This is a genomic window from Bacteroidota bacterium, assembly GCA_039714315.1.
Lineage (GTDB): Bacteria > Bacteroidota > Bacteroidia > Flavobacteriales > JADGDT01 > JADGDT01.
Window position 1 is genome coordinate 13,945 of record JBDLJM010000012.1, and the last position, 24,670, is coordinate 38,614.

At 35.3% G+C, this 24,670-nt stretch carries 19 protein-coding genes; 8 read left to right on the forward strand and 11 right to left on the reverse strand.

Going from position 1 to position 24,670, the window contains the following annotated elements; all coding sequences use genetic code 11:
• The first annotated feature begins 33 nt into the window (after nt 1–33).
• The 4 genes from ABFR62_02740 to ABFR62_02755 all read left to right on the forward strand — a co-directional run bounded on the left by ABFR62_02740 (nt 34) and on the right by ABFR62_02755 (nt 5,025).
• The gene (locus ABFR62_02740; GenBank protein ID MEN8137326.1) at nt 34–1,977 is read left to right on the forward strand and encodes a M1 family aminopeptidase; all 1,944 of its coding nucleotides are present in this window, start codon (nt 34–36) and stop codon (nt 1,975–1,977) included.
• Between the two features lie 544 nt (nt 1,978–2,521).
• Complete coding sequence (gcvT, locus tag ABFR62_02745; GenBank protein MEN8137327.1) at nt 2,522–3,607, forward strand: glycine cleavage system aminomethyltransferase GcvT; 1,086 nt, start codon at nt 2,522–2,524, stop codon at nt 3,605–3,607.
• 112 nt (nt 3,608–3,719) lie between these two features.
• Nucleotides 3,720–4,385 (forward strand): deoxyribose-phosphate aldolase, encoded by a 666-nt coding sequence (gene deoC / locus ABFR62_02750; GenBank protein MEN8137328.1) that lies wholly within the window; start codon nt 3,720–3,722, stop codon nt 4,383–4,385.
• A 184-nt stretch (nt 4,386–4,569) separates the two neighbouring features.
• Entirely contained in the window at nt 4,570–5,025 is a 456-nt protein-coding gene (locus ABFR62_02755) for a DUF309 domain-containing protein (GenBank protein ID MEN8137329.1), read from the forward strand.
• 74 nt (nt 5,026–5,099) lie between these two features.
• Here the strand turns inward: ABFR62_02755 and ABFR62_02760 are convergent, their stop codons facing one another.
• Entirely contained in the window at nt 5,100–6,371 is a 1,272-nt protein-coding gene (locus ABFR62_02760) for a DEAD/DEAH box helicase (protein ID MEN8137330.1), read from the reverse strand.
• A 106-nt stretch (nt 6,372–6,477) separates the two neighbouring features.
• Here ABFR62_02760 and ABFR62_02765 point away from each other — a divergent pair, with 106 nt between their 5' ends.
• Nucleotides 6,478–6,945 carry a DUF309 domain-containing protein gene (locus ABFR62_02765; protein ID MEN8137331.1) on the forward strand — a complete coding sequence of 156 codons (468 nt, stop codon included), beginning with the start codon at nt 6,478–6,480 and terminating at the stop codon, nt 6,943–6,945.
• Nucleotides 6,946–6,953: 8 nt separating this feature from the next.
• Here the strand turns inward: ABFR62_02765 and ABFR62_02770 are convergent, their stop codons facing one another.
• Complete coding sequence (locus ABFR62_02770; protein ID MEN8137332.1) at nt 6,954–8,486, reverse strand: CotH kinase family protein; 1,533 nt, start codon at nt 8,484–8,486, stop codon at nt 6,954–6,956.
• A gap of 298 nt (nt 8,487–8,784) precedes the next feature.
• Between ABFR62_02770 and ABFR62_02775 the strand changes: the two genes are divergently transcribed.
• The gene (locus ABFR62_02775; protein ID MEN8137333.1) at nt 8,785–9,006 is read left to right on the forward strand and encodes a hypothetical protein; all 222 of its coding nucleotides are present in this window, start codon (nt 8,785–8,787) and stop codon (nt 9,004–9,006) included.
• A gap of 8 nt (nt 9,007–9,014) precedes the next feature.
• On the opposite strand, the gene ABFR62_02780 is transcribed toward ABFR62_02775, so the two are convergent.
• From ABFR62_02780 to uvrA, 8 genes are all read right to left on the reverse strand, one after another.
• Nucleotides 9,015–10,538, reverse strand: coding sequence for a CoA transferase (locus ABFR62_02780; protein ID MEN8137334.1), 1,524 nt, complete (start codon nt 10,536–10,538; stop codon nt 9,015–9,017).
• Nucleotides 10,539–10,543: 5 nt separating this feature from the next.
• Nucleotides 10,544–12,088, reverse strand: a complete 1,545-nt coding sequence (locus ABFR62_02785; GenBank protein MEN8137335.1) for an acyl-CoA dehydrogenase family protein — start codon at nt 12,086–12,088, stop codon at nt 10,544–10,546.
• Between the two features lie 387 nt (nt 12,089–12,475).
• A complete protein-coding gene (locus tag ABFR62_02790) occupies nt 12,476–14,593 on the reverse strand; it encodes a 3-hydroxyacyl-CoA dehydrogenase NAD-binding domain-containing protein (protein ID MEN8137336.1) in 2,118 nt (705 codons plus the stop codon).
• 153 nt (nt 14,594–14,746) lie between these two features.
• On the reverse strand, nt 14,747–16,024 hold the full coding sequence (locus ABFR62_02795; protein ID MEN8137337.1) for an acetyl-CoA C-acyltransferase: 1,278 nt from the start codon (nt 16,022–16,024) through the stop codon (nt 14,747–14,749).
• Between the two features lie 42 nt (nt 16,025–16,066).
• Nucleotides 16,067–16,687, reverse strand: coding sequence for a TetR/AcrR family transcriptional regulator (locus tag ABFR62_02800; protein ID MEN8137338.1), 621 nt, complete (start codon nt 16,685–16,687; stop codon nt 16,067–16,069).
• 233 nt (nt 16,688–16,920) lie between these two features.
• Nucleotides 16,921–17,370, reverse strand: coding sequence for a heme-binding domain-containing protein (locus ABFR62_02805; protein ID MEN8137339.1), 450 nt, complete (start codon nt 17,368–17,370; stop codon nt 16,921–16,923).
• Nucleotides 17,371–18,000, reverse strand: a complete 630-nt coding sequence (locus ABFR62_02810) for an NAD(P)H-dependent oxidoreductase (GenBank protein ID MEN8137340.1) — start codon at nt 17,998–18,000, stop codon at nt 17,371–17,373.
• 193 nt (nt 18,001–18,193) lie between these two features.
• The gene (uvrA, locus tag ABFR62_02815) at nt 18,194–20,989 is read right to left on the reverse strand and encodes an excinuclease ABC subunit UvrA (protein MEN8137341.1); all 2,796 of its coding nucleotides are present in this window, start codon (nt 20,987–20,989) and stop codon (nt 18,194–18,196) included.
• A 116-nt stretch (nt 20,990–21,105) separates the two neighbouring features.
• On the opposite strand from uvrA, the gene ABFR62_02820 reads away from it, so the two are divergent.
• Nucleotides 21,106–21,570, forward strand: a complete 465-nt coding sequence (locus ABFR62_02820) for a DUF2062 domain-containing protein (protein ID MEN8137342.1) — start codon at nt 21,106–21,108, stop codon at nt 21,568–21,570.
• A 64-nt stretch (nt 21,571–21,634) separates the two neighbouring features.
• Here ABFR62_02820 and ABFR62_02825 read toward each other — a convergent pair whose 3' ends face one another.
• On the reverse strand, nt 21,635–22,912 hold the full coding sequence (locus tag ABFR62_02825; GenBank protein ID MEN8137343.1) for a hypothetical protein: 1,278 nt from the start codon (nt 22,910–22,912) through the stop codon (nt 21,635–21,637).
• 343 nt (nt 22,913–23,255) lie between these two features.
• Here ABFR62_02825 and ABFR62_02830 point away from each other — a divergent pair, with 343 nt between their 5' ends.
• Nucleotides 23,256–24,455, forward strand: coding sequence for a pyridoxal phosphate-dependent aminotransferase (locus ABFR62_02830; GenBank protein ID MEN8137344.1), 1,200 nt, complete (start codon nt 23,256–23,258; stop codon nt 24,453–24,455).
• Nucleotides 24,456–24,670: the final 215 nt, after the last annotated feature.

Genomic DNA, 24,670 nt, shown 5'->3' on the forward strand with positions numbered 1-24,670 from the left:
TAATAGTAATTTTGATTACAACAAATACAAACAATGAATAGCCCGGCACAATATAAGTTTCTAATTACCCTATTATTTCTGGCACAGGCAATATTTGCTCAGGTCAGCAGTAAGTTTGATAAAATCTGGCTGGATAATCTTGCAGCAACCGAATCAAAAAGTTTTAAAAACTCAAGCGATATTCCCACTTATCATACAGCTAATTACGACATAAAGTACCACAGACTTTCATTTTATATCGACCCTGACAATTACTTTATCGACGGAGAAGTAACAAGTTATTTTGTATTTAAAAACGAAAGTGACGAAATTAAATTTGATTTTACCGATCAGATTAATGTGGAAGAAGTAATCTACAATAATAAGGTTATCAGTTTTTATCAATTGAACAACATTCTAACATGCGAATTACCATCATTGGCACCAAGAGGAATTCTGGATTCTATAAAAATAAAGTACAGTGGTAGTCCTCCGGCCGATAATGCTGCCTTCACAAAAAGTGAACATAACAACACTCCTATTATTTGGACATTATCAGAACCCTATGGAGCTAAAGACTGGTGGCCATGCAAACAAGACCTCACCGATAAAGCCGACTCAATAGAAGTAATTATTTCGTCACCTAAAGAATACAGGTCTGTGAGTAACGGTTTATTAGTGAAAGAAGAAGTAATTGATGATAAAAGAGTCTGCAAGTGGAAACACAACTATCCTATTCCGGCCTACCTTATCGCAATAGCCACCACAAATTATGTCGACTTCACTATCGACTATGAAAGTATTGGAGGAAATATTATTCCTATCCAGAATTTTGTCTACCCGGAGAATGAATCAACCGTTAAAACAGAAACATATTATACTACTGGGGTAATGAGCTTATTTGAAAATCTTTTTGAAATATATCCCTATAGTAAAGAAAAATACGGACATGCCCAATTTGGCTGGAATGGAGGTATGGAACACTCAACAATAAGCTTTATGGGGAGGTTCGATCAGGACTTAATAGCGCATGAACTGGCCCATCAATGGTTTGGAGATAAAATAACATGTGCTTCGTGGCAGGATATATGGCTAAACGAAGGATTTGCAACATATCTGACCGGCTTAACTTATGAACATAATAAAGGTGATTTCAACGGTTGGTTAACAGGAACCATAAATATAATAACTGAAGAGCCCGGAGGAAGTGTTTTTGTAAAAGATACTACTAATATTAGTGATATTTTTAGTGGCAGATTATCATATGCAAAAGGTGCTATGGTTTTACACTCCCTAAGATGGCTTATTGGTGATGATAATTTCTATAGCGCTATTAAGAATTATCTGAAGGACGAAAAACTTTCTTATTCTTATGCCAAAACTGATGATCTGAAAATGCATTTCGAAAATGTTTATGGTCAGGATTTGGATTATTTTTTCGACCAATGGATCTATTCCGAAGGCTATCCAAGTTACCAAATAGAATGGTATCAGGATAATGAATACAATCTGCTATTATCAATTAAACAGTCACAATCACATCCTTCGGTCACTTTCTTTGATATACCTGTCGAATTAAAAATAAAAGGCTACTCGGGCGAAGAATTACTTTACAGAATTGAGATTGACAGCAGTCACTATACCACAAAAAAGCTTATTGATTTTCCTGTTTCTGAAATAAAATTCGATCCTAACAAATGGTTAATTACCAAGGATAATACGGTAAACTATAACCCAAATTTATCTCCCGAAAACACTACTATAAATAAATGGAATTCCTTTTTTAATGACGATGGAGAACTAATAATCAGATCGTACCACTATCCTATCGGTAATGTAAATATCAGACTGGTTGATATTAACGGAAAAAATATACTATCCGAAATACTGAACTGCGATAGAAACCACATTATTAATCCCGGAAAGTTAAATAAAGGGATATACCTTTTGATCATAAATGAAAATGGAAAAGTTTACACCAATAAGATGATAAATTAGAATTTAGATACCAGACTATAGATCAACCTCTAACAGAGGTAATTTTCAGACAAAAAAATACCCTGAAGATTTCTCAACAGGGGACTTTAAACTGAACCATATATAAACGACACTAACTTTACAGTATAGTATTTTATTCAAAAAAAATGTGGAAAATACCGACAGCATATTTATATTCGCACGCTTAAAAATGCTGACGGCCTCCCACTCTAACCAAAACTATAAACCAAAAGAACCATTTAAGCGTGCATTGTGATAAAGAACTCTAACTGATGATTTTTAACAAAGCAACTGTTTGTCTTTATCAACGCTGCAAATATAAGATCATTTAATTAAGTGTACAAACAACACTAAGTGTTTTTTTATCTCTCCTCTATTATCAATTACTCTTTCATCATTATCAATCATATTTTCACCCCTTTTCTTTTAAATCAGAAGGGCAATTCTACAAATTTCAAAATATTGTTATTAAAAACTATACCCTCTAAAGAATAAAAATTATAATTTTACATTTTCAAACAACAAATTATTGCAAATAACAATTATGAAAAATACAGCATTCAAACAAATTCATGAAAAACTGGGAGCTAAAATGGTTCCTTTTGCAGGATTTTATATGCCTGTTCAGTATGAAGGACTGATAGCAGAACACCTAAACGTAAGAGAAAACGTCGGGGTATTTGACGTTTCTCATATGGGAGAGTTTTTCGTTAGCGGACCTAAAGCATTTGAATTAGTTCAATATATTACATCAAACGATGTGTCCAAGTTAGAAAACGGCAATATTCAATATTCTTGTATGCCTAATAACGATGGAGGAATTGTTGATGATTTGTTGGTTTACAGAATCAATGAAGAAAAATACATGTTGGTAGTTAATGGGGCTAACCTGGATAAAGACTGGGCATGGGTTTCTGGTAAAAATGAAGCTTACGGAGCTGATATTATCAACCTGTCTGATGAATATTCTCTATTAGCTGTACAAGGTCCCAAAGCTGCTGCTGCGCTTCAATCGCTTACAAATGTTGATATGGCGGGATTGAAGTACTATACATTCGAAATTGGAACATTTGCCGGTATAGAAGATATTATTATTTCGGCAACAGGATATACCGGATCAGGAGGTTTTGAAGTATATTTCAAAAATGAACACGCCAACCATATGTGGGATAAAATTTTCGAAGCAGGAAAAGATTTTAATATTAAACCTATCGGACTTGGAGCAAGAGACACTTTAAGACTTGAAATGGGATTCTGTCTGTACGGAAATGATATTAACGACACTACTTCTCCTCTTGAAGCAGGGTTGGGATGGATAACTAAATTCACAAACGACTTCAATAATTCGGAGTATTTAAAAAAGCAAAAAGAAGAAGGAATAAAAAGAAGACTGGTTGCTTTCGAAATGGAAGGAAAAAGAGTTGCACGACACGGTTATGACATTGTTGATGCTGACGGAAATAAAATTGGAGAAGTAACTTCCGGAACAATGGGCCCATCGGTAGAAAAATCTATTGGTATGGGATACGTTCCTAAAGAACTGATGAAAGCAGGTTCAGAAATCTTTATCCAGATCAGAAAAAATATTATTCCTGCCAAAGTGGTAAAATTACCGTTTTATAAGGGGTAATAAGATTATAAGTACACAGGCTGTATAAGAAGTTATAAATACAATTATACAGCCTTTTTTAGCTATTATTCGTAAATTTATCAGAAAGAACAACCTTAAAATATAGATGATTATGCAGATAAATAAATATATAGACCATACAGTCTTAAAAGCTACAAGTACAGAAAAAGACATAGTTGAGCTCTGTAATGAAGCGAAAGAATATAACTTTTATGCAGTTTGTGTAAATGGTTGTTATGTCCATTTGGCTAAAGAAAATCTAAAAAACACTGATATTTCTATTGCAGCAGTTATTGGCTTTCCTTTGGGTGCAATGTCGAAAGATGCAAAAGTTTTTGAAGCTAAAAAGTGTATTGAAGATGGTGCCAACGAGATAGATATGGTACTAAATGTTGGCTTATTAAAATCGGGGAAACATATAGAAGTAGAACAGGAAATTAGAGAGATAAAAGAAGCTATTGGCGATAATATACTCAAGGTTATTTTCGAAAATTGTTATCTGACAAAAGATGAGATAAGAATTGCAAGTGAACTTTCGGTAAATGCTAATGCCGACTTTGTTAAAACTTCTACAGGCTTCGGTACTGACGGGGCTACTTATGAGGATGTACTGATTATGAAAGCAGCTGTTGACGGAAAAGCTCAGATTAAAGCAGCTGGTGGTGTTAGAGATCTGGAAACTGCCATGAAGTATATCGAAATGGGAGTTAACAGGTTAGGAACTTCTTCAGGTGTTTCATTGGTTACAACAGGAAAAAGTAAAGAAGGTGAATATTGATATATCATTTTAAAATACACATAAAAAGCCCGGAGTTATTTTATTATCCGGGCTTTTTTTTTAACAAATTTCTAAAAAAACAAAAACTTTACATCTAAATTCACTCGCGTAATCATCTGATTTTAAATACTTTATAGTAATTAGCCAAGTATTCACTAAATTTATATAAACAAACTAAAATAAGATGAAAAGATATTGCCCCTACAGGAAATTCCCTCCTTACAAGTATCTGCCGGGGAAAAATCCGGATCCGATTCGCAAAGGAGGATACAGAGAATCAAAAAAAGACCCGATGGCAACAGCCATTACAAGAAACAACTATCAGGACAACGAAAACTACCGTTTCGCTATAGACCTGACGAATTACGGATACTACTGGGAAGCACACCTATATTATGAGGCTCTGTGGAATGCCCATAAACGTAAGGGGAGTATTGCCGATTTTTTTAAAGCAATGATTAAAATGGTTACTTCCTCTTTTAAGGAAGAAGCAGGTAAAATAGAATCTTCGGGCAGACTACTAGAAGGAACCCTCAGCTTACTAAACTCACTCCCCGCTGATTTTAATTTAGGAATTAACATCAGCGAGCTCAGGAATCAATTAAATACTCGTGATAAGATACATATAGTGTTCGAATAATAAAAAAATCAAAGTCTGTTATTTCCAGAAATAGGTTGCATATTTTTTAAAAATAAATGAACCTAGAATTAAGATTACTTCCTAGGCTCGGTACCTCTGTGCTTTCTATAGCTTTTATTAGATCCGCCTTTTCGGGGCTTTACACCTCTGCGTGAATGATGATGTGGTTTATCAGACTTAGGTGAACTCTTTAATTTTTCATCAATATATTTTTCCAAATAAGGATGTTCCTCTATAACAGGAACTTTAAATCCTATTAATTTTTGTATATCACGTAAATACGCTTTTTCCTCCTCATCGCAAAAGGAAATTGCACTACCACTGGCTTTAGCCCTTCCTGTTCGACCAATACGGTGAACATAGGTTTCGGATATATTTGGTAATTCGTAATTAATAACATGCGAAAGTTCATCTACATCAATTCCCCTAGCCGCAATATCTGTTGCCACCAGAATTTGAATTTTACCTTCTTTAAAATTATTAAGAGCAAGTTGTCGGGCTTTCTGAGTTTTATTACCATGGATTGCGGCAGACTTTATTCCATCTTTATCCAATATCTTTACAATCTTATTAGCCCCGTGTTTTGTTCTGGAAAAAACTATTGCAGACTCTATTGAGTTCTCTTTTATAAGGTGCAACAACAACCTGGCTTTCCTCCTTTTATCTACAAAATAAACAGACTGTTCTACATTTTCTGCAGTTGTACGTTCAGGTTCTATTGTAACCTTCTCCGGGTTACCTAAAATCTTGTTTGACAATTTTACAATATCCGGCGGCATTGTTGCGGAAAAAAACAATGATTGCCTTTTGGGAGGAAGTTTAGAAATTATTTTGCGAATATCATGAATGAATCCCATATCCAACATATGGTCTGCCTCGTCTAAAACAGAAAACTGAATATCCTTAAGCGATATATACCCCTGATCCATAAGGTCCAATAACCTTCCGGGGGTTGCCACAAGAACATCCACACCATTTCTCAGGGCATTAACCTGAGTTCCCTGTTTCACTCCTCCAAAAATTACAGTATTCTTAATTCCCGTAAATTTCCCGTAGATAGTAAAGCTATCTGCAATCTGTATCGCTAACTCACGCGTAGGAGTAACCACCAATGCTCTAATTTTACGAGCTTTGTTTTTCCTGTAATCTGCAAGATACAATTGCTGTATTATCGGAATTGCAAATGCTGCTGTCTTTCCGGTCCCTGTTTGCGCACACCCCAATAAATCCCTACCCTTTAACAATATGGGTATAGATTGCTCCTGAACAGGAGTTGGATGAGTATAACCTTCAATCTCAAGAGATTTTAAAACAGGCTCAATAATTCCTAACTCTTTAAATGTCATATATTATAATTATGCTGACAAAGGTAGACTAATTAATCGGTGTAATGATTTATTAAAAAAAAATATTAATTTCGCCCATCAGTAACTTAAAAGGTATTTAGCATTAATGATACGATACTGTAGCAGCAAAGCATTCCCTCCATACTCCTTTATCCATGGATTAAACGTAAATCCAAATAAACCCGGTGGCTACAGGCAGCACCTAAATGATCCCGTAGCCGAACCTATTAATTTCGAATCTTTCTTTGAAAGTAAAGAATATCTTTTTGCTATCGATTTAATCAATCATGGTTATTACTGGGAATCGCACGTTTACTTTGAAGCTATTTGGAATGCCCACTTAAGAGTTGGACCAATTGCAAATTACTGCAAGGCTCTTGTTAAAATAGCTGCCGGAGCAATCAAATACGAACAAAACAAAAAAGAATCAGCAAACAGACTTTTTAATGGTGCAAGCGATATTTTTAATAGGTTACCTAATTCATTTTTTTTAGGAATAACCATAGATAATTTGGTGCAACTTACCGAAAAATGGAAAACTGAAGGTCAACAGTTTATTGACCTTCGATTTTGAAAAGCTCATTAATTTACCAGAAGCTTCTTTGATGCTACCTTTAAACTAACTGGATCTATAATTTTAATTATGTAAACTCCATTACTTAGGGAGTTCAGATTTATTTTATTTATTGAATTATCAATATCAACAGTATTTTGATAGACCTCCTGTCCCAGAGTGTTACGTATTGAAACATGAATACTTTTTATTCCGCAAATATCTGTACTAATAGTAATAGTTCTCTCGTCATTTAGTGGTACCGGATAAACACTAATTGATGAATTAAATAATTCGTCAACAATCGAAAGATGAGACTGCTTTAATTGTTCTTTCGCTGAGTTTACACGTCTTTCTATGAATGGTTCTATTCCATACTTTACATGATTATCGGCATTCTCGGTATAGCTATCTTCAAATGTTTGGGTAGAATATCCGAAGTCTAAAAGAAAATATATATCTGAGTAAATTGCTTCAGAAATAAGATCTTTATATGTATATGCAATATTCATCTGATAAGCAGTATTGAACTTTGTTTTAATAAAGTTATCTATACTTTGAGAATATAACTTTGCATATTTTTCTATGCCCAGAATCCTTCTGTATAAAGGTCTTTTTGCATCCCCGTGTTTCGCCCAATCATAAACATTTCTATCACTCCAATCTCTATCTATCCAGTCTATTCCTAAGGTATTATCAGTATCATAGGGAATATATTCAAACCAGCTTTTATTGGGATTATAATACAAATAAAAATTATTGTTGTTATATGAGTATCCATCCCAATGCCCGGTTAATACCTCTATTGCAAGCTGCTTTACATAATCTTCAACATTGAGATAGTTATTTATATTATTCTCAAAATCACTATCAGACGAATTTGACATAAAATAAATAAAAGCTTCCAATTTACTCCTGTCATTTTCATCTTCATTGGTTTTCAACTCATAAATCTCATCATTATAAACCTCACCCGTATTAGCTACATCTGCGCCATATCCACACTTGTATAAATTACCTGTATCGTTACTAAACCTGCTCTTTAAAAACCTGGAATCTACTTGTTCTATACTTGAATACAAGCCCATGTAATTTGAATTAATATACAATTTTACATGGTTAACTCTCGCTACCGGAATATTTGACTCTCTATATAAATTCATTACCATATGCTCGCGCACAGCAGAAGGATCATTTGTTTCAGCCTTAATATTCAACTTTTTTAATCCGAAGAAATACTGATCGTCCGTAAACTTTTCAAAATGCAATTTAAATGATTTCTTCTGTTTAGCTCTTGAAGTATTTCCTCTTAATCGTATACCTAAATCGAGATAAGATATTTCCACACCATTGCTTCCTTTGTAAACAACTGTTGCATGTTGATATTCATCGCTCCAAATATTATCAGGGTGAACCATCCAATCATAATCAGCCTGGTCCATTGTTACTTCAATCGATGGCAGATAATCTTGAACATATTCTTCTCCAAAAACCGGATTATAATCTTGAGCAAATAGTAAACTAGATGTAAATAATAGGAAATTTATTAATAAAGTCTTCATATTTATGAGTTGGCTTACAGTTATTGTACAATATACACTTTGTATGTGTTTGTCAAATATATATTTTTTCTCATGAAATTTATAATGAATCTAAAATTTAGATTTTTGAATTAATTCTTGTATGAATAATTTTATGTTTCGGTTATACCAAGTGTATTTTGATGTGTATTTGGTATTACATATTATCCCCATTTATTTTCATCCAGATTAAGGCAATGTTTTTCTTTTAATGGTGATTTCACATAAATATTTAGTATTTTTAAGAGTATAAGTAAACCTAATCACTAACAGAAAGAATATGGTCGATAAAAAACTAATAACTTTTCAGATATTTGACAATATAATAGATGCTCACATAATTGGTGCTAAGTTAGAGAGTGCGGGTATAGAATGTCATTACATTGGAGAAAATATGGCTTCTATTTATCCCGTTTTTAACGCTTCTATTGCAGGTATTCAATTGCAAATAAAACATAAGGACCTTATTAAGGCCCAATCTATCCTGGGAATAAAAAAATAAGCTAATTATTAAAGATCATTCTCTTCTTTTTTTATCCCAAATTCTTCCAACACATTATCTTCATCAAGTAAAGGAGCTTTCCACGAATTAACACCTAAATCCAGTTTCCCAAATTTAATTGGAAAGTTTAATAATGTTTCTTCATCTGTATCTTTAAAAATCGCTCCCCTTTCCAGAAAGTGATTGTTATTAAGAACATCCTCCAAAGTAGAAACCGGTGTTAAACACATATCGTATTTTTTTGAAATTTCGGTCCACTCCGCTTTTGTTTTTCTCAGGAAAAGTTCAATCACCTGTGTTTTCAACCCATGTTTATGAGCTTCTTCAGGTAAAAGGTAAGCTTTCCATTTTTTCTTACCTACTGCATCACAAAATGTATTCCAGAATTTAGGCTCCAGGGCCCCCAAAGCCATCCAGCCGCCATCTTTAGTCTTATATACATCATAATTAGCAAGACCTCCCGAGAGAGGTGCTTTTTTATACAATCCAATATCATTTTCCCTGCTCTTTCTTGTAAAACTCATTGTCGTAAAGGGCAACAAAGCGTCTGTCATAGACAGATCTATATGCAATCCTTCTCCTGTATTCTTTACAGAATATAAAGCAGTTGTAACAGCTGTCAGCAACATATAGGATCCTCCGGCTATATCGGCCAGTTGAAAATCAGGAACAACCGGTTTACCGTCAGCATCCCTGTTTAAATCCAATACTCCGGAAGTAGCCATATAATTAATATCGTGCCCTGCTCTTGAGTATAACTCTCCAAATTGTCCATAACCACTAAGGGAAATCATTATTAATTTGGGGTTGATTTTTTTTAGACTATCGTAATCCAGATTTAGAGCTTTCATAACACCTGGCCTAAACTGCTCTATCAATACATCAGATTTCTCTACCAGACTCAACAGTATGTTCTTATCCTCTTCTGAATATAAATCAAGAGCTACGCTCCTCTTTGATCTGTTTAACGCTAAATAATAAAGTGATTCTCCATTTTCTACAGGGGGATAAGAGCGAATAGGATCTCCATTTTCGGGATCTTCTATTTTTATAACTTCTGCTCCCATCTGTCCCAGCATTTGTGTAGCCATAGGCCCGGGCAACAATCTGCTCAGGTCTAAGATCCTGACTCCGGTCAAAGGTCCTACCTTTTCGGGGCGTGAAATCTTCTTTTCTGCTTTTTTGAGAATATGTGATCCTTCCTGTTTTTTATATTTCCTGAAACATTTGGTAAACCTCAGCATTTCATTTATATCCGAAACTTTTACTTTGCCGGTTAGCAAGGCCAACTGTGGGTTTATTTCTCCTGTTTCAAGCTTTATATATGTTGATACATTTGACTTTACAATACAATTTGCATCACCGGAAATTCCTTCATTTACTTCTACTTTAGAATCGTGAATTTTTACGCTGAATTTATGTGTATCTTTTATGTCCTTCAGTACAAAATGAACAATAATATTCAGATTTCCTGCTTTTTCAGGGCGGAATCGTATAGGAAGACTTTGAAATAACTGATTAATTTTTCGCATTATTTTTAAAACAATCTCTTAAACATCTTTGTAAACTTCATCATCTCCGCAAGGTTAGAAATCTTTATTTTCCCTGTCATTACGGCCATTTCAGGATTACGTTTCCCCAATTCAAGTTCCTCGTAAATCTTGTCTTTGGCTTTTACCTTACAGTCGGCTTCGCCTTCTAACCCATCCTTAACCCGGCAAATTCCATCCTTCAATGATACGGTAAATTCACCTCCATTATCTCCCGAAATATCAAAGTGAAAAACTGTTGAATATCCATGAGCTTTTTCTTTTCTAACCCTGTTTGCCAAACTCCTGATAATATCGATTGCCTTTTCGGGTTTTTCACTAAACTCTTCTTCTATTTCGGCTTTTACTTCGTGTTTTGCCTCTCCCTTATAGGTAGACCTATACATCGTATCGTCTACAACTATTTTGGCCAGAATTTCGGCCATTATTTCCGTTGTGCCTCCTACTATAGTACTCACCCGTGCATCGCGATATATTCTGCTTATCTCATAATCGTCCATATAACCAAAACCACCAAACATCTGTAAACATTCGTCTGCTACCTTCTTGGCCAGTTCCGAAGTTTTCATCTTTGCGATAGTACATTCTTTTACCAGATATTCCTTTCTGTCGAATGCCTGTGCTATCTGATAGATATATGTCTTTGCCATTTCCACATCGGCATACAAATCTGTAATTCTGTGGCGTAAGACCTGAAATTTGTTGATCGGACGGCCAAACACATTACGCTCCTTCATATACTGTAATGTAATATCGATAGTATACTCACATGCCGCCACATTACCTATAGAGGCCATAAGCCTTTCGAGCTGAAAACTTTCCATTACATAAAAAAAGCCATGACCTTCATCGCCTATTAAATTCTCTTTAGGAACTTTAACATCTTCAAAGAAAATTTCGGCAGTAGCCGAACTGTGGTAACCAATCTTTTCCAATTTTGTTCTGCTAACTCCATCTGCATCCAAATCGACAACTATCAGAGATATTCCATTTATCCCAGCATTGGGATCGGTTTTCACAGCCAGGGTAATAAAATCGCCCTGATAACCATTTGTTATAAATATTTTGGACCCGTTTACCAGATAATGATCGCCCATATCACTTGCAGAAGTACGAATACTCATAACATCAGATCCTGCACCCGGTTCGGTTATCCCCAATGCTCCCAGTTTATCCCCTGAAATTGCACCAGGAATATACTTTTGTTTCAACAGCTCGCTTCCTGCTTCATAAAGATGAGCAAAAGCCATATAGCTCTGCACACCCGCTGAAGCTGCAAAACCCGCAGAGCCAACTTTAGCTGTTTCCTCCAGATATATCAACGAATACAGAAAATCGAGTTCCATACCCCCATACTTTTCAGGATACATCAAACCGAGATATCCCATATCTCCCATTTTCTTCCATATAGATTTAGGAATCGTTTTCTCCTTCTCCCAGGAGTTGATATTGGGAACTACTTCCTTCTGCAAAAACTCACGCAAACTCTCGCGGAACAGATTGTGCTCTTCTGTGAAAATATGATTGTTCATTGTAGGTTAGTTTTTATTCTAAATAGAACATAATTTTACAGTATTAAATTACTTCATTTGTCCATTATTTCAAAATAAAAGGAAAACATATATAATCCTGTGCTTAATCCTTCTTTTATTTTAAACATGATTATTAACTGTTCCATCCTGAAGAATTATAATTCATAATGATTACCTATTCGAAGACCGGAAACTGTTTGTGCCAGGGATTATTCGCAAGTAATTATATTTTGTACTCATGATAACTTCGTAATTGAAGTGGCAGCCTTTTTTATTGAAAAAACAGTAAAACTTTTGCTTTGAGAGCGACCAAAGGAAGCTCCCCAAAGCAAATTTAGCTGAACATTTTTTCTATAAAAAGCTATAACTGATATCCCGTATGGCATCCTAATAAAAATTAGAATTATTGTTTTTCATATCCTCCAACATTTGTGGGCTCTTAAACCTCTTACCAAAACCTTTTTCCAATTCCCCAATCATCTTTACAAACTCCGACAGCCCTTTTCCGTCAATATAGCGGAATGGTCCCCCGAGAAATGGAGGGAAACCTAAACCGAAAATCGCTCCTATATCTCCGTCGCGAGGACTTTCTATTATTCTTTCATCCAAACAGTAAACCGCCTCCAGAACCATTGTTGAAGCCATTCTTTGCTGAATCAACTCATCACTTACCGAAGTATTATCAAAAGTGAAAAATTCATTCAAACCTTCATCAAGCTTACCTTTAATTTTTTTGCCTTTTTCGTATTTCAGGAAGCCTTTATTGTTTTTTCGTCCCTTGTATCCTTTTTCGAACATCTTCAACAGGACTCCGCTGATTTCTACCTCACGTTTATCGAACATCTCCTTTAATCCTCCTTTCATAATGTGGGCACCAACATCAATTCCAACCTCATCAATCAGTGTAATCGGTCCAACAGGGTATCCGAAATCTTTCATTGCTTTATCTATCTGCAGAGGCGGAACTCCTTCTTCCATTAAAAGTAAGGCTTCGTTGATAAAGGGAGCTAAAATCCGGGTTGTATAAAAACCGGGGCCATCCTTAACCACAATACAGGTTTTCCCCTGTTTTATACCTACATCCAAAGCTGTTGCTGTTACCCAATCGGCTGTTTTATCTGTTTTAATAATTTCGAGAAGCGGCATTTTAGGTACGGGAGAAAAATAGTGCATACCTATCACGTTTTCAGGATTTTTTGATCCTTTGGCAACATCGGCAATTGGCAATGCTGATGTATTTGTAGCTACAATAGTTTCCTCCGAAATATTTTCCTCCAGTTCCTGAATAACCTTGTGTTTAATATTTAAATCTTCAAATACAGCCTCTATTACCAAATCTGTTGAATTAAATCCTTCGTAATTCTTTGTAAAGGCAATTTTATTCATTTTTGTTTCTGCATCTACAGACTTCAAAATTCTTCGTTTCACCTTTTTATTAAAGCTCTTCCACAGATTCTTATGTGCTTTTTCGAGTGATTCGTCAGAAATATCCTTTAGCACTATATCATAGCCTTTATTAACAGAAACCTCAGCTATCCCCTCGCCCATCAGTCCGGCACCAAGTACAGATATATTATCTACCTTTTTTACCTTATCCTGAAGCGGATTTTTTTTCAATTCCGTCATTCCGAGGAAAATCTGAATCAATTCGGCTGATTCGGGGCTGACCATTAAATCTGAAAATAAATTAACTTCATTTTCGATTGCTATATCCCGTTTGTTGGCCAGGCCGAACTTTACACTTTCAATTATTTTAAGAGGAGCCGGATAATTACCACGTGTTTGTCGCATCACAGCTTTCCTGGCCTCCTTGTATATAACATTTTTAGTTATCGGATTACTTTCAAGTAATTTCTGAGCTGCTGTTCTTTTATCTTTTCTCTTAAACTTTTTACTGGCAATACTCTCTACCAGTTGTTTTGCTGAATCCAATAACTTCGATTTATCAACCAGCTTATCAACCAATCCTATTTTCTTTGCCTTTCCTGCAAAAATATTTTTTCCGGTAAGCATAATATCAAGAGAATTTTGCAAACCAACCAGACGCGGAAGTCTTACTGTTCCACCCATACCAGGCAACAAACCGAGCTTTACCTCGGGCAAAGCCATTATTGTTGAAGGGTCGTCAGAAGCAACTCTACCTTTACAGGCAAGCGACAGTTCGGTTCCTCCCCCCATGCAAAAACCATGTATAGCCACTACTACAGGTTTTGATAAATCTTCAATTTTTTTCAGGATTGAATGTCCTGCTAATGCCGCTTCCTTAGCCTCCTGTTTATCATATCCGACAAAAGCCTTTATATCGGCACCGGCCATAAAACTTTTTTTCTTACTGATAATCACTCCACCAATTAGCGAAGAATCATTTTCAATCTTATCTATTATGCTTACAAAATGATCTAAAACATCAATCGTAAGAATGTTCGCTTCTGAATTTGGTTTATCAAGCCAGATAATTCCGATGTTATTCTGTATTTCTAAGTATGGATATTCTTGTGTGATCATTTTTTTTTAGATTTTTATTCCAAGTATTAACTTTAGAATTTAGACTTTCTGTCTATTATCTACCGTAAAACATGGTAAGTTTTCCACTTTTTTCTTTACTCTTTTTTCTTTCCTCTTTTATCTTTACTCTTTTATCTTTATTCTTTTATCTTTTCAAACCCTCTTCAACAACATCGCATGTCCGTGTCCGCCCGCAGCACATGCCGCAATCATAGCCAGTTCCTTATCTTCGCGATGAAGTCTGTTTACAGCAGTTGTCAACAGTCTTGCTCCCGTGGCTCCAAAAGGATGCCCTAAAGCCAGAGAACCTCCATGGATATTTAATTTATCTAATGGTATTTCGCCTATGGCTTTTGATTTTCCCAGATTTTCTTTTGCAAACTTATCGGAATTCAGAACCTTTAAATTAGCAAGTAACTGAGCTGCAAAAGCCTCGTGATATTCAAATACTCCAATATCATTAAGCGATAATCCGGCAGCATCCAAAACTTTTGGTGTGGAATAAGCCGGACCTAATAATAGTTCATCTTTTGGGCTACGGGCTGTAAAAGTGAACTCTTCTATATATGCTAATGGTTTCAAACCCATTGCCAGAGCCTTTTTTTCTGACATCAATAGCACTACAGCTGCTCCATCCGTTAAAATTGATGAATTAGCCGCAGTTAGAGTTCCGTTTTTCTTATCGAAAGCGGGGCGCAGTTTTGCTATCTTTTCTACAGTAGAATCAGCTCTATAAGTATTATCTTTCTTTACGATTTTATTTTTCGGAAAAGATGTTGTAGAACTTATTTCTTCATCCAAATAGCCCAATTTTTCTGCTTCACCTGCCAAATTATGACTTCTCACTGCAAAAATATCCTGTTCCTCACGTGTAATACCAAAATTAGCAGCCAGTCTGTCAGCATCAACTCCCATCGTGACTCCTGTTGTAAACTCAGTAATATCCGGGGTTACAGGTTTAAAGTCCGAAGGACGCAAGCTTGCAATAAATTTCAAACTGTCAACCGGTGATTTTATCTTTCGTGCGTTAAATAATTTTTTACGCATTTTCTTTGGAAAACCAATTGGTATATCAGATGTGTTATCCGTTCCTCCGGCTATTACCACATCAGCCTGACCCAGCTTTATCATATTGGCAGCCTGTGCTATCGCTACATTAGCAGATATACATGCCTGCGAAACAGTAATTGCGGGTATTGTTGCAGGTAATCCGGCAACTAACATCGATTCCCTGGCCACATTAGGTGTACGGACATTATGAATTACCGTTCCCATAATTACCTGATCTACATCTTCACGCTTAATTCCACTTTTACTCAATAGACCACTAATTGCCGATGCCCCTAACTGGTAAGACATCATATCCTGATAAAATGTACCTGATTTCAAGAATGGTGTTCTCGTTCCGGCTACAAATACAACTTTCTCCATTATCTGCTGTTAATTCGTTTATATACTAATAAAATTACTTTTTTATTTTGAGCAAATCCCCAATTTAATTGTACTATAAAATTCCCTGTAGAAATCACTTAACTCAATACCATAAGATTCTCTGATACTATCTCCCCGTAACCTCAACATTTGCAGTAGTCCTGTAGTCATAGCCCAAATACTTTTCGACAATACTTCAGGTTTAATATCTCCCCTGAGTGTACCATCCGAAATTCCTTCCTCAATGGTTTTTATCATCATGGAATCTAACACATACAGGTTATTTAACGAATCTTCTCCTGTAATTTTATACTTATCCGCTTCGTAAATAGATACAAACTCATGGTACTGTTCATACTTTAAGGCAAATTCGAAATAAGCCGATCCAAAAGCTTTGACCTTTTCATAACCATTCATCTCCGGCTTAATATTTTCCGTGATAATCTGTTCCAGTTTGCGAATAGCCTTTTTATTTATTTCTGATAGGATCTCCTCCTTTGAATCAAAATACTTATAGATAGTAGCCTTGCTAAACTCAGATAACCTGGCTACATCATCCATTGTAAAACTGTTAATTCCTTTTATAGAACATAATTTTTCAGCTGCCGCGATCATCTCTTCACGTCGAACTTCTTTTTCTCTGTCTCTTCTGCTTATACTCATGGTTTCCTTAGTGAACTATCAGTTTACTAAAGTAATTATTTATGGCTAATAAAATAGTTTTAACAGAAAAATTCCTGATAAAGAAATAATAGCTATTCTTTACTAATTATAAACCGTAAAAATAACCAAAGCAATTATTTCTCTGATTATCAATTCAAAACCCGCTAACACACGTCTTTTTTCACGGGTATTAGCGGGTTTTTCCAATTAGTATATTTCAGATAATTATATGATTAATCAATTTCTAAATTGGCAAACCATTCTGAATAGCTTTCTAATTCATCCTCTCTAATAAAAGCTTCGGGGTGTTGCCCTAAATAATCATGTAGAGGCATCCATCTTCGCTTTATTAGATCAGATATTTTCTCAAGCTTCTTTCTTCTTTCAGATAAAGGATATTTTTGCCACTCTGAAAAGTTCAATTTATTTTTTCCGTCTTCCACATGACCAGAGATATACCATGAAACCGGTGAAATATCAGCATACCAAGGGTATTTAGTACTGTTAGAATGACAATCATAACATGCATTAGAAAGCATATTGCGGATATTTTGTGGAGTTTCAATATTATTTACAAAAGAATGATCTGTAATTACTTCCCCATCATTCTTAGCAGGTCTTATAAACTGGATTCCGATAAAAACAACTAAAAAGAAATAGAAAATATATTTTAATGGTTCCATTTACCTCCTAATTACAAATTGATTATCAGGCATTCTCACTTTGGCCAAAGCTGCATATTTATCACTATTAAGGCGATATCCTACAGGCAGCACCAATACACTCTTTTGCCCCTCTTTATGCAGTTCTAAAAGTTCATCGTACTTCTCTGGCTGAAAACCTCCTATCGGACATGAATCTATATCTTCAACAGCACATACTGTAAGCAAATTACCTAGAACAATATGGGCCTGATTTGCTGCCCACTCATTTTTTTGCTCAGAATTCATGCCTGATAAAAATCCCTTTATCATTTTAGACATTCCCTCCAGACTATCTTTGGTACGACCTCTTTGCTTTGACGTGAGTTCTACATATTCATCAACTTCATTATCGCCAATTTCAGCATTTACCGTAATTACCAAAAGGTGTGATGCTTCTGCAACCTGTCTCTGACCCCATGAAAATTCTACAAGCTTTTCGCGTAAAGCCTTATTTTCGACCAATACAACTTTTGCCGGTTGTAATCCGAAAGATGTAGCCGTTAGATTAGCAGCACTCAGAAGTTTACTTATTTGTTCGTCGTTTAATGCTTTTTCAGTATCAAATTGCTTAACAGCATACCGCCAATTTAATTTATCTATAATCTCCATATTTTTTCTCTTATGATTGGGGCAAAAATACAATGATTTTATGACCGGCATCATATTAATTTCCTATACCGGAATAAATATATTTAATGTATCATAGAAAATGATAGGATATTGATTTACGCAGCTTATTTCCTAAAGATTAATTACGTAATAAAAACAAATATTTACACGTCTAACCTCTAATACCTAACACCTAATAAAGCTTTTCTTTCAGGTATTTTGCAGTATACGTATCCGCTGATTCAAGCATTTCTTCCGGAGTACCTTCAAACAATATTTTACCACCGTCTACACCTCCTCCTGGACCTATGTCGATTAACCAGTCGGCAGATTTAGCCACGTCCAGATTATGTTCAATCACAACTATTGTATGACCTTTCTCTATCAGCGCATTAAAAGATTTCAAAAGTTTTTTGATATCGTGAAAATGCAATCCTGTTGTAGGCTCATCAAATATAAACAGTGTCTTTCCGGCTTTGGCTCCTTTAGATAAAAAGTAGGCAAGTTTCACTCTTTGGGCTTCTCCTCCCGACAGCGTACTGGAAGCCTGCCCTAAGTGGATATATCCCAAACCTACATCCTGCAATGGTTTAATTTTTTTACAAATTCTCAATTGCTCGTGTTTCTTAAAAAAATCTATTGCCTGATTTACGGTCATATCAAGAATATCATATATTGTCTTATCCTCAAACTTCACTTCCAGGATTTCTTTTTTAAATCTTTTTCCTCCACAATCCTCACAGGTCAGATGAACATCGGCCATAAACTGCATTTCTATCGTAACTTCCCCTTCACCCTTACAGGTTTCGCATCTTCCTCCTTCAACATTGAAAGAAAAATGTTTAGGCTTATAGCCCCGTGCCTGGGAAAGTTTAATATTAGAGAACAGGTCCCTTATTTCGTCATAAGCCTTTAAATACGTAACAGGATTAGACCTCGAAGATTTACCTATCGGATTTTGATCTACAAACTCTACATTTTTTATCTCGCCTAAATCTCCATTTATTGAGCTATGATGACCGGCTTTTTCTCCATATCCTAAAATGTGTTTCTGCACTGCGGGATATAAAATTCTTTTCACCAATGAACTTTTCCCTGAACCACTTACACCCGTAACTACAGTTAAACCGTGTAGAGGAAATTTAACATTTACATTCTTAAGGTTGTTCTCTCTTGCCCCTATAATCTCAATACTATCCTTAAAACTACGTCTCATTGCCGGGATTTCGATCTCCATTCTTCCCGTTAGGTATTTCGAAGTCAATGAATCTGCTTTCTCCAGTTGATCATGAGTTCCTTCGAAAACTACTTCCCCCCCATGAATTCCGGCCTCAGGTCCTATATCGATGATATAATCGGCATATTTCATAATGTCTTCATCATGCTCTACCACTATCACTGTATTTCCTAAATCGCGTAACTTTTTAAGTACTCCTATCAGTTTCTCCGTATCTTTTGAATGTAAACCAATACTCGGTTCATCCAAAATATACATAGATCCTACAAGACTTGAACCTAAAGATGTAGCTAAATTTATCCTCTGCGATTCTCCACCGGAAAGGGTAGACGATGTTCTGTTTAAAGTCAGATAACCTAAACCTACATCAAGCAGGAATCCCAGTCTGGATTTTATTTCGGCAATAAGTCTTTTTGCTACCTGAATTTCATATTTATTAAACTCTACCGAATCAATAAAAACCTTCAGTTCATTAAGTGGCATCTCTACTAATTCGGAAATACTCCTGCTTCCGATTTTAACATATTCTGCCTCCTTTTTAAGACGTTTTCCACCACACTCAGGACATATAGTTTTTCCCCTATAACGGGAGAGCATTACCCTATACTGGATTTTATATGAATTTTCTTCAACCATTTTGAAGAAATCATTAATCCCATTGAAAGATTCACATCCTTTCCAAAGCAAAGCCTTATGCTCAGAACTCAATTCATAATAAGGCTTGTGAATTGGAAAACCTACTTTGTCTGCATTATCAATAAGTTGATATTTCCACTCCTGCATTTTCTCTCCCTTCCAGGCTACAACGGCATCTTCGTAAATACTTAAACCGGTATTTGGAATAACCAGATCCTGATCTATACCTATTACAGAACCGTAACCTTCACATTTTGGACAGGCCCCATAAGGATTGTTAAAACTGAAAAGATGCGTATTGGGCTCAGAAAATTCCAAACCGTCAAGCTCAAATTTATTGGAGAAATTAGTTTTTGTGTTGGTTTTAACATCAACTATACAGCAAGTGCCGGCCCCTTCAAAAAATGCAGTTTGAACAGAGTCAGCCGTACGGTTCCAAAATCCTTCATCGTCCTTTACCACAATGCGGTCTACCACTAAAGAAAAATCGTGATAATTCTCAATATCATCCCGCTTTACAGCATCCTTGATCTTTATTATGTCTCCTTCAAATTTAATTCTGGAATATCCCTGCTGATCGAGTATTTTAAGTGTTCCTAATACCGATCTTCCTTCCTTAATATGAACAGGACTGATAATTAGTACTTTTGAATTTAGCTCCATCAGTTTCAAAAAGTCTATCACATTTGAAACCTCGTGTTTTTCCACTTCTTTACCCGAAACCGGAGAATAAGTCTTTCCAATTCTGGCATACAGCAACTTCAGATAGTCATATACCTCTGTAGATGTTCCAACAGTGGAACGCGGATTTGTAGAATTTACTTTTTGTTCTATCGCAATAGCAGGAGAAATACCCTTTATATAATCTACCTTTGGCTTGTTAAGCCTGCCTAAAAACTGTCTGGCATATGACGACAAGCTCTCAACATAACGCCTTTGCCCCTCGGCATAGAGAGTATCGAATGCCAGGCTGGATTTACCAGACCCGGATAATCCGGTGATTACAACAAGTTTATTTCTGGGTATTGCTACATCTATCCCCTTCAGATTGTGTAACGAAGCTCCTTTAATAAGTATATTTTCCTTAGGTGATAACTTGTCGAAATTCTTTGGCATAACTATTTAATTAATTTGCAAAGATAGGCTCCTAAGAGGCAAGTTCAAAGCATAAAATACTACCTTCGCCAAATCAATGATTTAATGAGTTAATGATACAATGAATTAATAGCTGAATGATTTCAAAAATCAAAAATATAAGTCCTAAAAAAGTATTCAGGGAAATTTTCATGTCAAACAGCGACAATCCAAACAAGGTTGCTACTGCACTTGCGTTGGGTGTTTTTATCGCTATTGTTCCTATTTATGGTTTTCAGTCTGTTGTTGCAATTGGTCTTTCGCACTTATTCAAACTCAATAAGGCAATTGTTTTCGCAGCGACCAACATCAGTTGGCCTCCTATAGTTTTTGTTCTTATTTACGGAAGTTATCAAACGGGACATTTCATAAACTTTGGTAAGTTTGACTATCTGTTTGAATTTTCAAAGACTAATCTTAGTAATACTGATTTTTTAGGAGAAAAACTGTATCTATTTGTGATCGGAAGTGTTGTTTTCGGAATACTGTTTGCACTTACTACATGGATGACAACTATGATTGCCTTTACTTCAGTTAAAGCTGTAAAGAGCAAGTCTCATTAATGTCTTATAATTTAAATTCAGACAGTAATTATAGAAATTCCAACAAACTAGATAACCAGTTTTTTTATATAGTTTTTCTTAAACGAAAAGTAACTTTTACCTTTTCCCCGTTTCTATCCAAAACGAGCTTAATTTTTTTCCTGTCACCTGTCCTGAATTTTGACATTATTTCGGGAAAAGTCATCGATGCTGAACTTCCATAATTAATATGTTTCACAATATCTCCAACCATTACTCCGGCTTCCTCTGCGGGTGAACCTTCTCTCACACTTGACACTTCATAAACAGGAAATTCAGGGTAAGGCATTTTTAATTCCATACCACTCATATTGTAATAAAATCCTTTTCTAAAATTACTTCCTTTTCTAAATGTTATTTTTTTATTGCCATAATCAATAAGTACCTTAAACTTACTCAAAGCGGCACCACCTATGCTTCCATTGCGTTCCTTATGCATCATTACATACGACACAGACGATGAATCGGGGTAAGAAACAGTAATATCTTCTAAAATTAAATCTCCAATATGAAGACCGGATATCCTGCTTCGTTTGCCAAAAATATCTCCACTGAGTCCACTACCGAGAAAATCATTTATGTATTTTTTTGGTTCTTCTATACCCTGATGAGAATTAATAAATAACCACAGAGCATCACTCCCTCCGGTATCGACTAATAATTTTACAGGAACTATTTTCTTTTCTGTATTGTTGTCAGACGGGTAACCCAACTCCACTTCCAGATTAACAAAAGGTTTTCCGCGGTGAAAAGTTAGTGGCTTGCTAATATATTTTTTGCTTCTGGGATATTTAAATTTTTTGGGATCGTGTAGTTTTAAATACTGATTATCATAATTTATTTCTACAATAAAATCCCTGAAAAGATCAAAACCAATAATTCCATTAATATTATGTCCAAGCTTATTAGACAAATGGAAAATATCTTCGAGCAGGACTATAACTGTCTGATTATGATTTACAATATTATCCCCAACATTTATTCGGTTATCATAGGCAATCAGAGCTTCAATTCCATCTCCCTGCCCCAGACCTTTAACTTCTATCTTTTTGTAATCTCTTATCTCTATGGTATCAAACTGTGGAACATCGATAATTATAGGGGTCTTAACTCCTGAATCTAATATAAAATTCAAAGGCTTTGAACCATTTAATTGCAATTGAATTATTATTTGATTGCCGGAAAATGTAAAAGGAATTCTTTCGTACTTAAGATCATTTTCCAAAAAATACAAATTAGGGGTAGATTGCGCAAAGGCTACACTAATTCCATAAAAAAAGAAGAAGAATATAGCAACAGTAGTATTTTTATAAATACCAGACATACTCTTTATTTTCCTATGATTACGGATAATTTTCAATATTGTCACCTAATTTTTTAATTATTAAATATAATCAGAAATAGTTATCATATATAAATTAAACTATGTTTTAACCCTAATTTAACATGTTCAGCATCATACTTCTTGAACGCTTATTTTCACCTTTCTACAATCTGATTTTACACATGATATACCGCATTAACATCGCACAGTAACTATCACTTAGCCAGAAGATTAGATCACAGCGTAATGATGTCATTTTTTTCAAAAAAAACCTTTATCTATTAAGATTTTTTTGCACTTTTGCGTCGCAAATAAACTTTATATAAACATACAAATAAAAAAGATGCCTAAGATATCTCAAAAAGGGGCAAATATGCCTCAATCTCCTGTACGTAAATTAGTTCCCTTTGCAGAAGCAGCAAAAAAAAGAGGTACTAAAGTATTGCACTTAAATATCGGCCAGCCTGATATTAAAACTCCTGAAGTAGCTATTGATGCAGTAAAAGAATTTGATATCAAAGTTTTGGAATACACTCATTCAGCAGGTTTTGAATCATATCGTGAAGGACTTTCCGGCTACTACAAACAATTCGATATTGATATTTCTAAAGACGAATTGATTGTTACTACAGGTGGTTCTGAAGCTATTTCTTTTGCATTGGGTAGTATTATGGACGAATCGGATGAGGTAATTATCCCAGAGCCATTCTACGCAAACTACAATGGTTTTGCTACTGCAAATGGTGTAAATGTTGTTCCTATCGAGTCTTCTATCGATACCGGTTTTGCCCTTCCTCCTATTGCAGAGTTCGAGAAAAAAATCAGCGATAAGACTAAGGCTATTATGATCTGTAATCCAGGTAACCCTACTGGTTATTTGTATTCGGAAGAAGAATTAAATCAGTTGAAAGAAATCGTTAAAAAACACGATTTATTCTTAATTGCTGATGAGGTTTACCGTGAATTTACTTACGATGGTGAAGAACCTATTTCGGTACTTAACATCGAAGGACTGGAAGACAACGCTATTGTTATCGATTCAGTTTCTAAACGTTACTCTATGTGTGGTGCTCGTATTGGAGCAATTGTTTCCAAGAACAAAGAAGTTATGTCTACAGCAATGAAATTTGCTCAGGCACGTCTTTCTCCTCCTACATACGCACAAATTGCTTCTGAGGCCGCTTTGAAAACTCCAAAAAGCTATTTTGACGAAGTGAAAACCGAATACGTACAGAGAAGAAATACTCTTGTTGAGAAATTAAATAATATTGAAGGAGTAAAAGTTCCTATGCCTAAAGGTGCATTCTATTGTGTTGCTGAATTGCCAATAGATGATTCTGACAAATTTGCACAGTGGATACTTGAGGAATTCGACCTAAATGGAACTACTGTAATGGTATCGCCGGCTACAGGTTTCTATTCTACACCCGGATTAGGTAAAAATCAGGTTAGAATTGCTTATGTTCTTAAGGAAGAAGATCTGATCGAAGCTACCGAAATTCTGGAAGCTGCCCTTAAAGTCTACCCCGGAATAGTGAAATAAAAAACACTGTTTAGAATTAATACTATTTAAAGTTATTTTTTACAAAAATTAAGTCCTCTTCCCCAAGAGGGCTTTTTTTTACCCTGAACTTGTTTCAGTGTTCAGACTATACTTTTTTTTTCAAATGCTTTCCCCCTTTAAGGTCAAAGTGTTTTTCCTCTATACTTCATTTCAAATACTTCTTTTGTCTTTTTATCTTTTCTCTTTTGTCTTTT

What these genes read in the sequence shown, in the direction of transcription:
- ABFR62_02810 (MEN8137340.1), bottom strand. Translation starts at nt 18,000, where the DNA reads ATGGAGATTATAGATAAATTAAATTGGCGGTATGCTGTTAAGCAATTT.
- ABFR62_02820 (MEN8137342.1), top strand. Translation starts at nt 21,106, where the DNA reads ATGATTTCAAAAATCAAAAATATAAGTCCTAAAAAAGTATTCAGGGAA.
- ABFR62_02825 (MEN8137343.1), bottom strand. Translation starts at nt 22,912, where the DNA reads ATGTCTGGTATTTATAAAAATACTACTGTTGCTATATTCTTCTTCTTT.
- ABFR62_02740 (MEN8137326.1), top strand. Translation starts at nt 34, where the DNA reads ATGAATAGCCCGGCACAATATAAGTTTCTAATTACCCTATTATTTCTG.
- ABFR62_02770 (MEN8137332.1), bottom strand. Translation starts at nt 8,486, where the DNA reads ATGAAGACTTTATTAATAAATTTCCTATTATTTACATCTAGTTTACTA.
- ABFR62_02760 (MEN8137330.1), bottom strand. Translation starts at nt 6,371, where the DNA reads ATGACATTTAAAGAGTTAGGAATTATTGAGCCTGTTTTAAAATCTCTT.
- ABFR62_02775 (MEN8137333.1), top strand. Translation starts at nt 8,785, where the DNA reads ATGGTCGATAAAAAACTAATAACTTTTCAGATATTTGACAATATAATA.
- uvrA (MEN8137341.1), bottom strand. Translation starts at nt 20,989, where the DNA reads ATGCCAAAGAATTTCGACAAGTTATCACCTAAGGAAAATATACTTATT.
- gcvT (MEN8137327.1), top strand. Translation starts at nt 2,522, where the DNA reads ATGAAAAATACAGCATTCAAACAAATTCATGAAAAACTGGGAGCTAAA.
- deoC (MEN8137328.1), top strand. Translation starts at nt 3,720, where the DNA reads ATGCAGATAAATAAATATATAGACCATACAGTCTTAAAAGCTACAAGT.
- ABFR62_02755 (MEN8137329.1), top strand. Translation starts at nt 4,570, where the DNA reads ATGAAAAGATATTGCCCCTACAGGAAATTCCCTCCTTACAAGTATCTG.
- ABFR62_02780 (MEN8137334.1), bottom strand. Translation starts at nt 10,538, where the DNA reads ATGCGAAAAATTAATCAGTTATTTCAAAGTCTTCCTATACGATTCCGC.
- ABFR62_02830 (MEN8137344.1), top strand. Translation starts at nt 23,256, where the DNA reads ATGCCTAAGATATCTCAAAAAGGGGCAAATATGCCTCAATCTCCTGTA.
- ABFR62_02765 (MEN8137331.1), top strand. Translation starts at nt 6,478, where the DNA reads ATGATACGATACTGTAGCAGCAAAGCATTCCCTCCATACTCCTTTATC.
- ABFR62_02790 (MEN8137336.1), bottom strand. Translation starts at nt 14,593, where the DNA reads ATGATCACACAAGAATATCCATACTTAGAAATACAGAATAACATCGGA.
- ABFR62_02800 (MEN8137338.1), bottom strand. Translation starts at nt 16,687, where the DNA reads ATGAGTATAAGCAGAAGAGACAGAGAAAAAGAAGTTCGACGTGAAGAG.
- ABFR62_02795 (MEN8137337.1), bottom strand. Translation starts at nt 16,024, where the DNA reads ATGGAGAAAGTTGTATTTGTAGCCGGAACGAGAACACCATTCTTGAAA.
- ABFR62_02805 (MEN8137339.1), bottom strand. Translation starts at nt 17,370, where the DNA reads ATGGAACCATTAAAATATATTTTCTATTTCTTTTTAGTTGTTTTTATC.
- ABFR62_02785 (MEN8137335.1), bottom strand. Translation starts at nt 12,088, where the DNA reads ATGAACAATCATATTTTCACAGAAGAGCACAATCTGTTCCGCGAGAGT.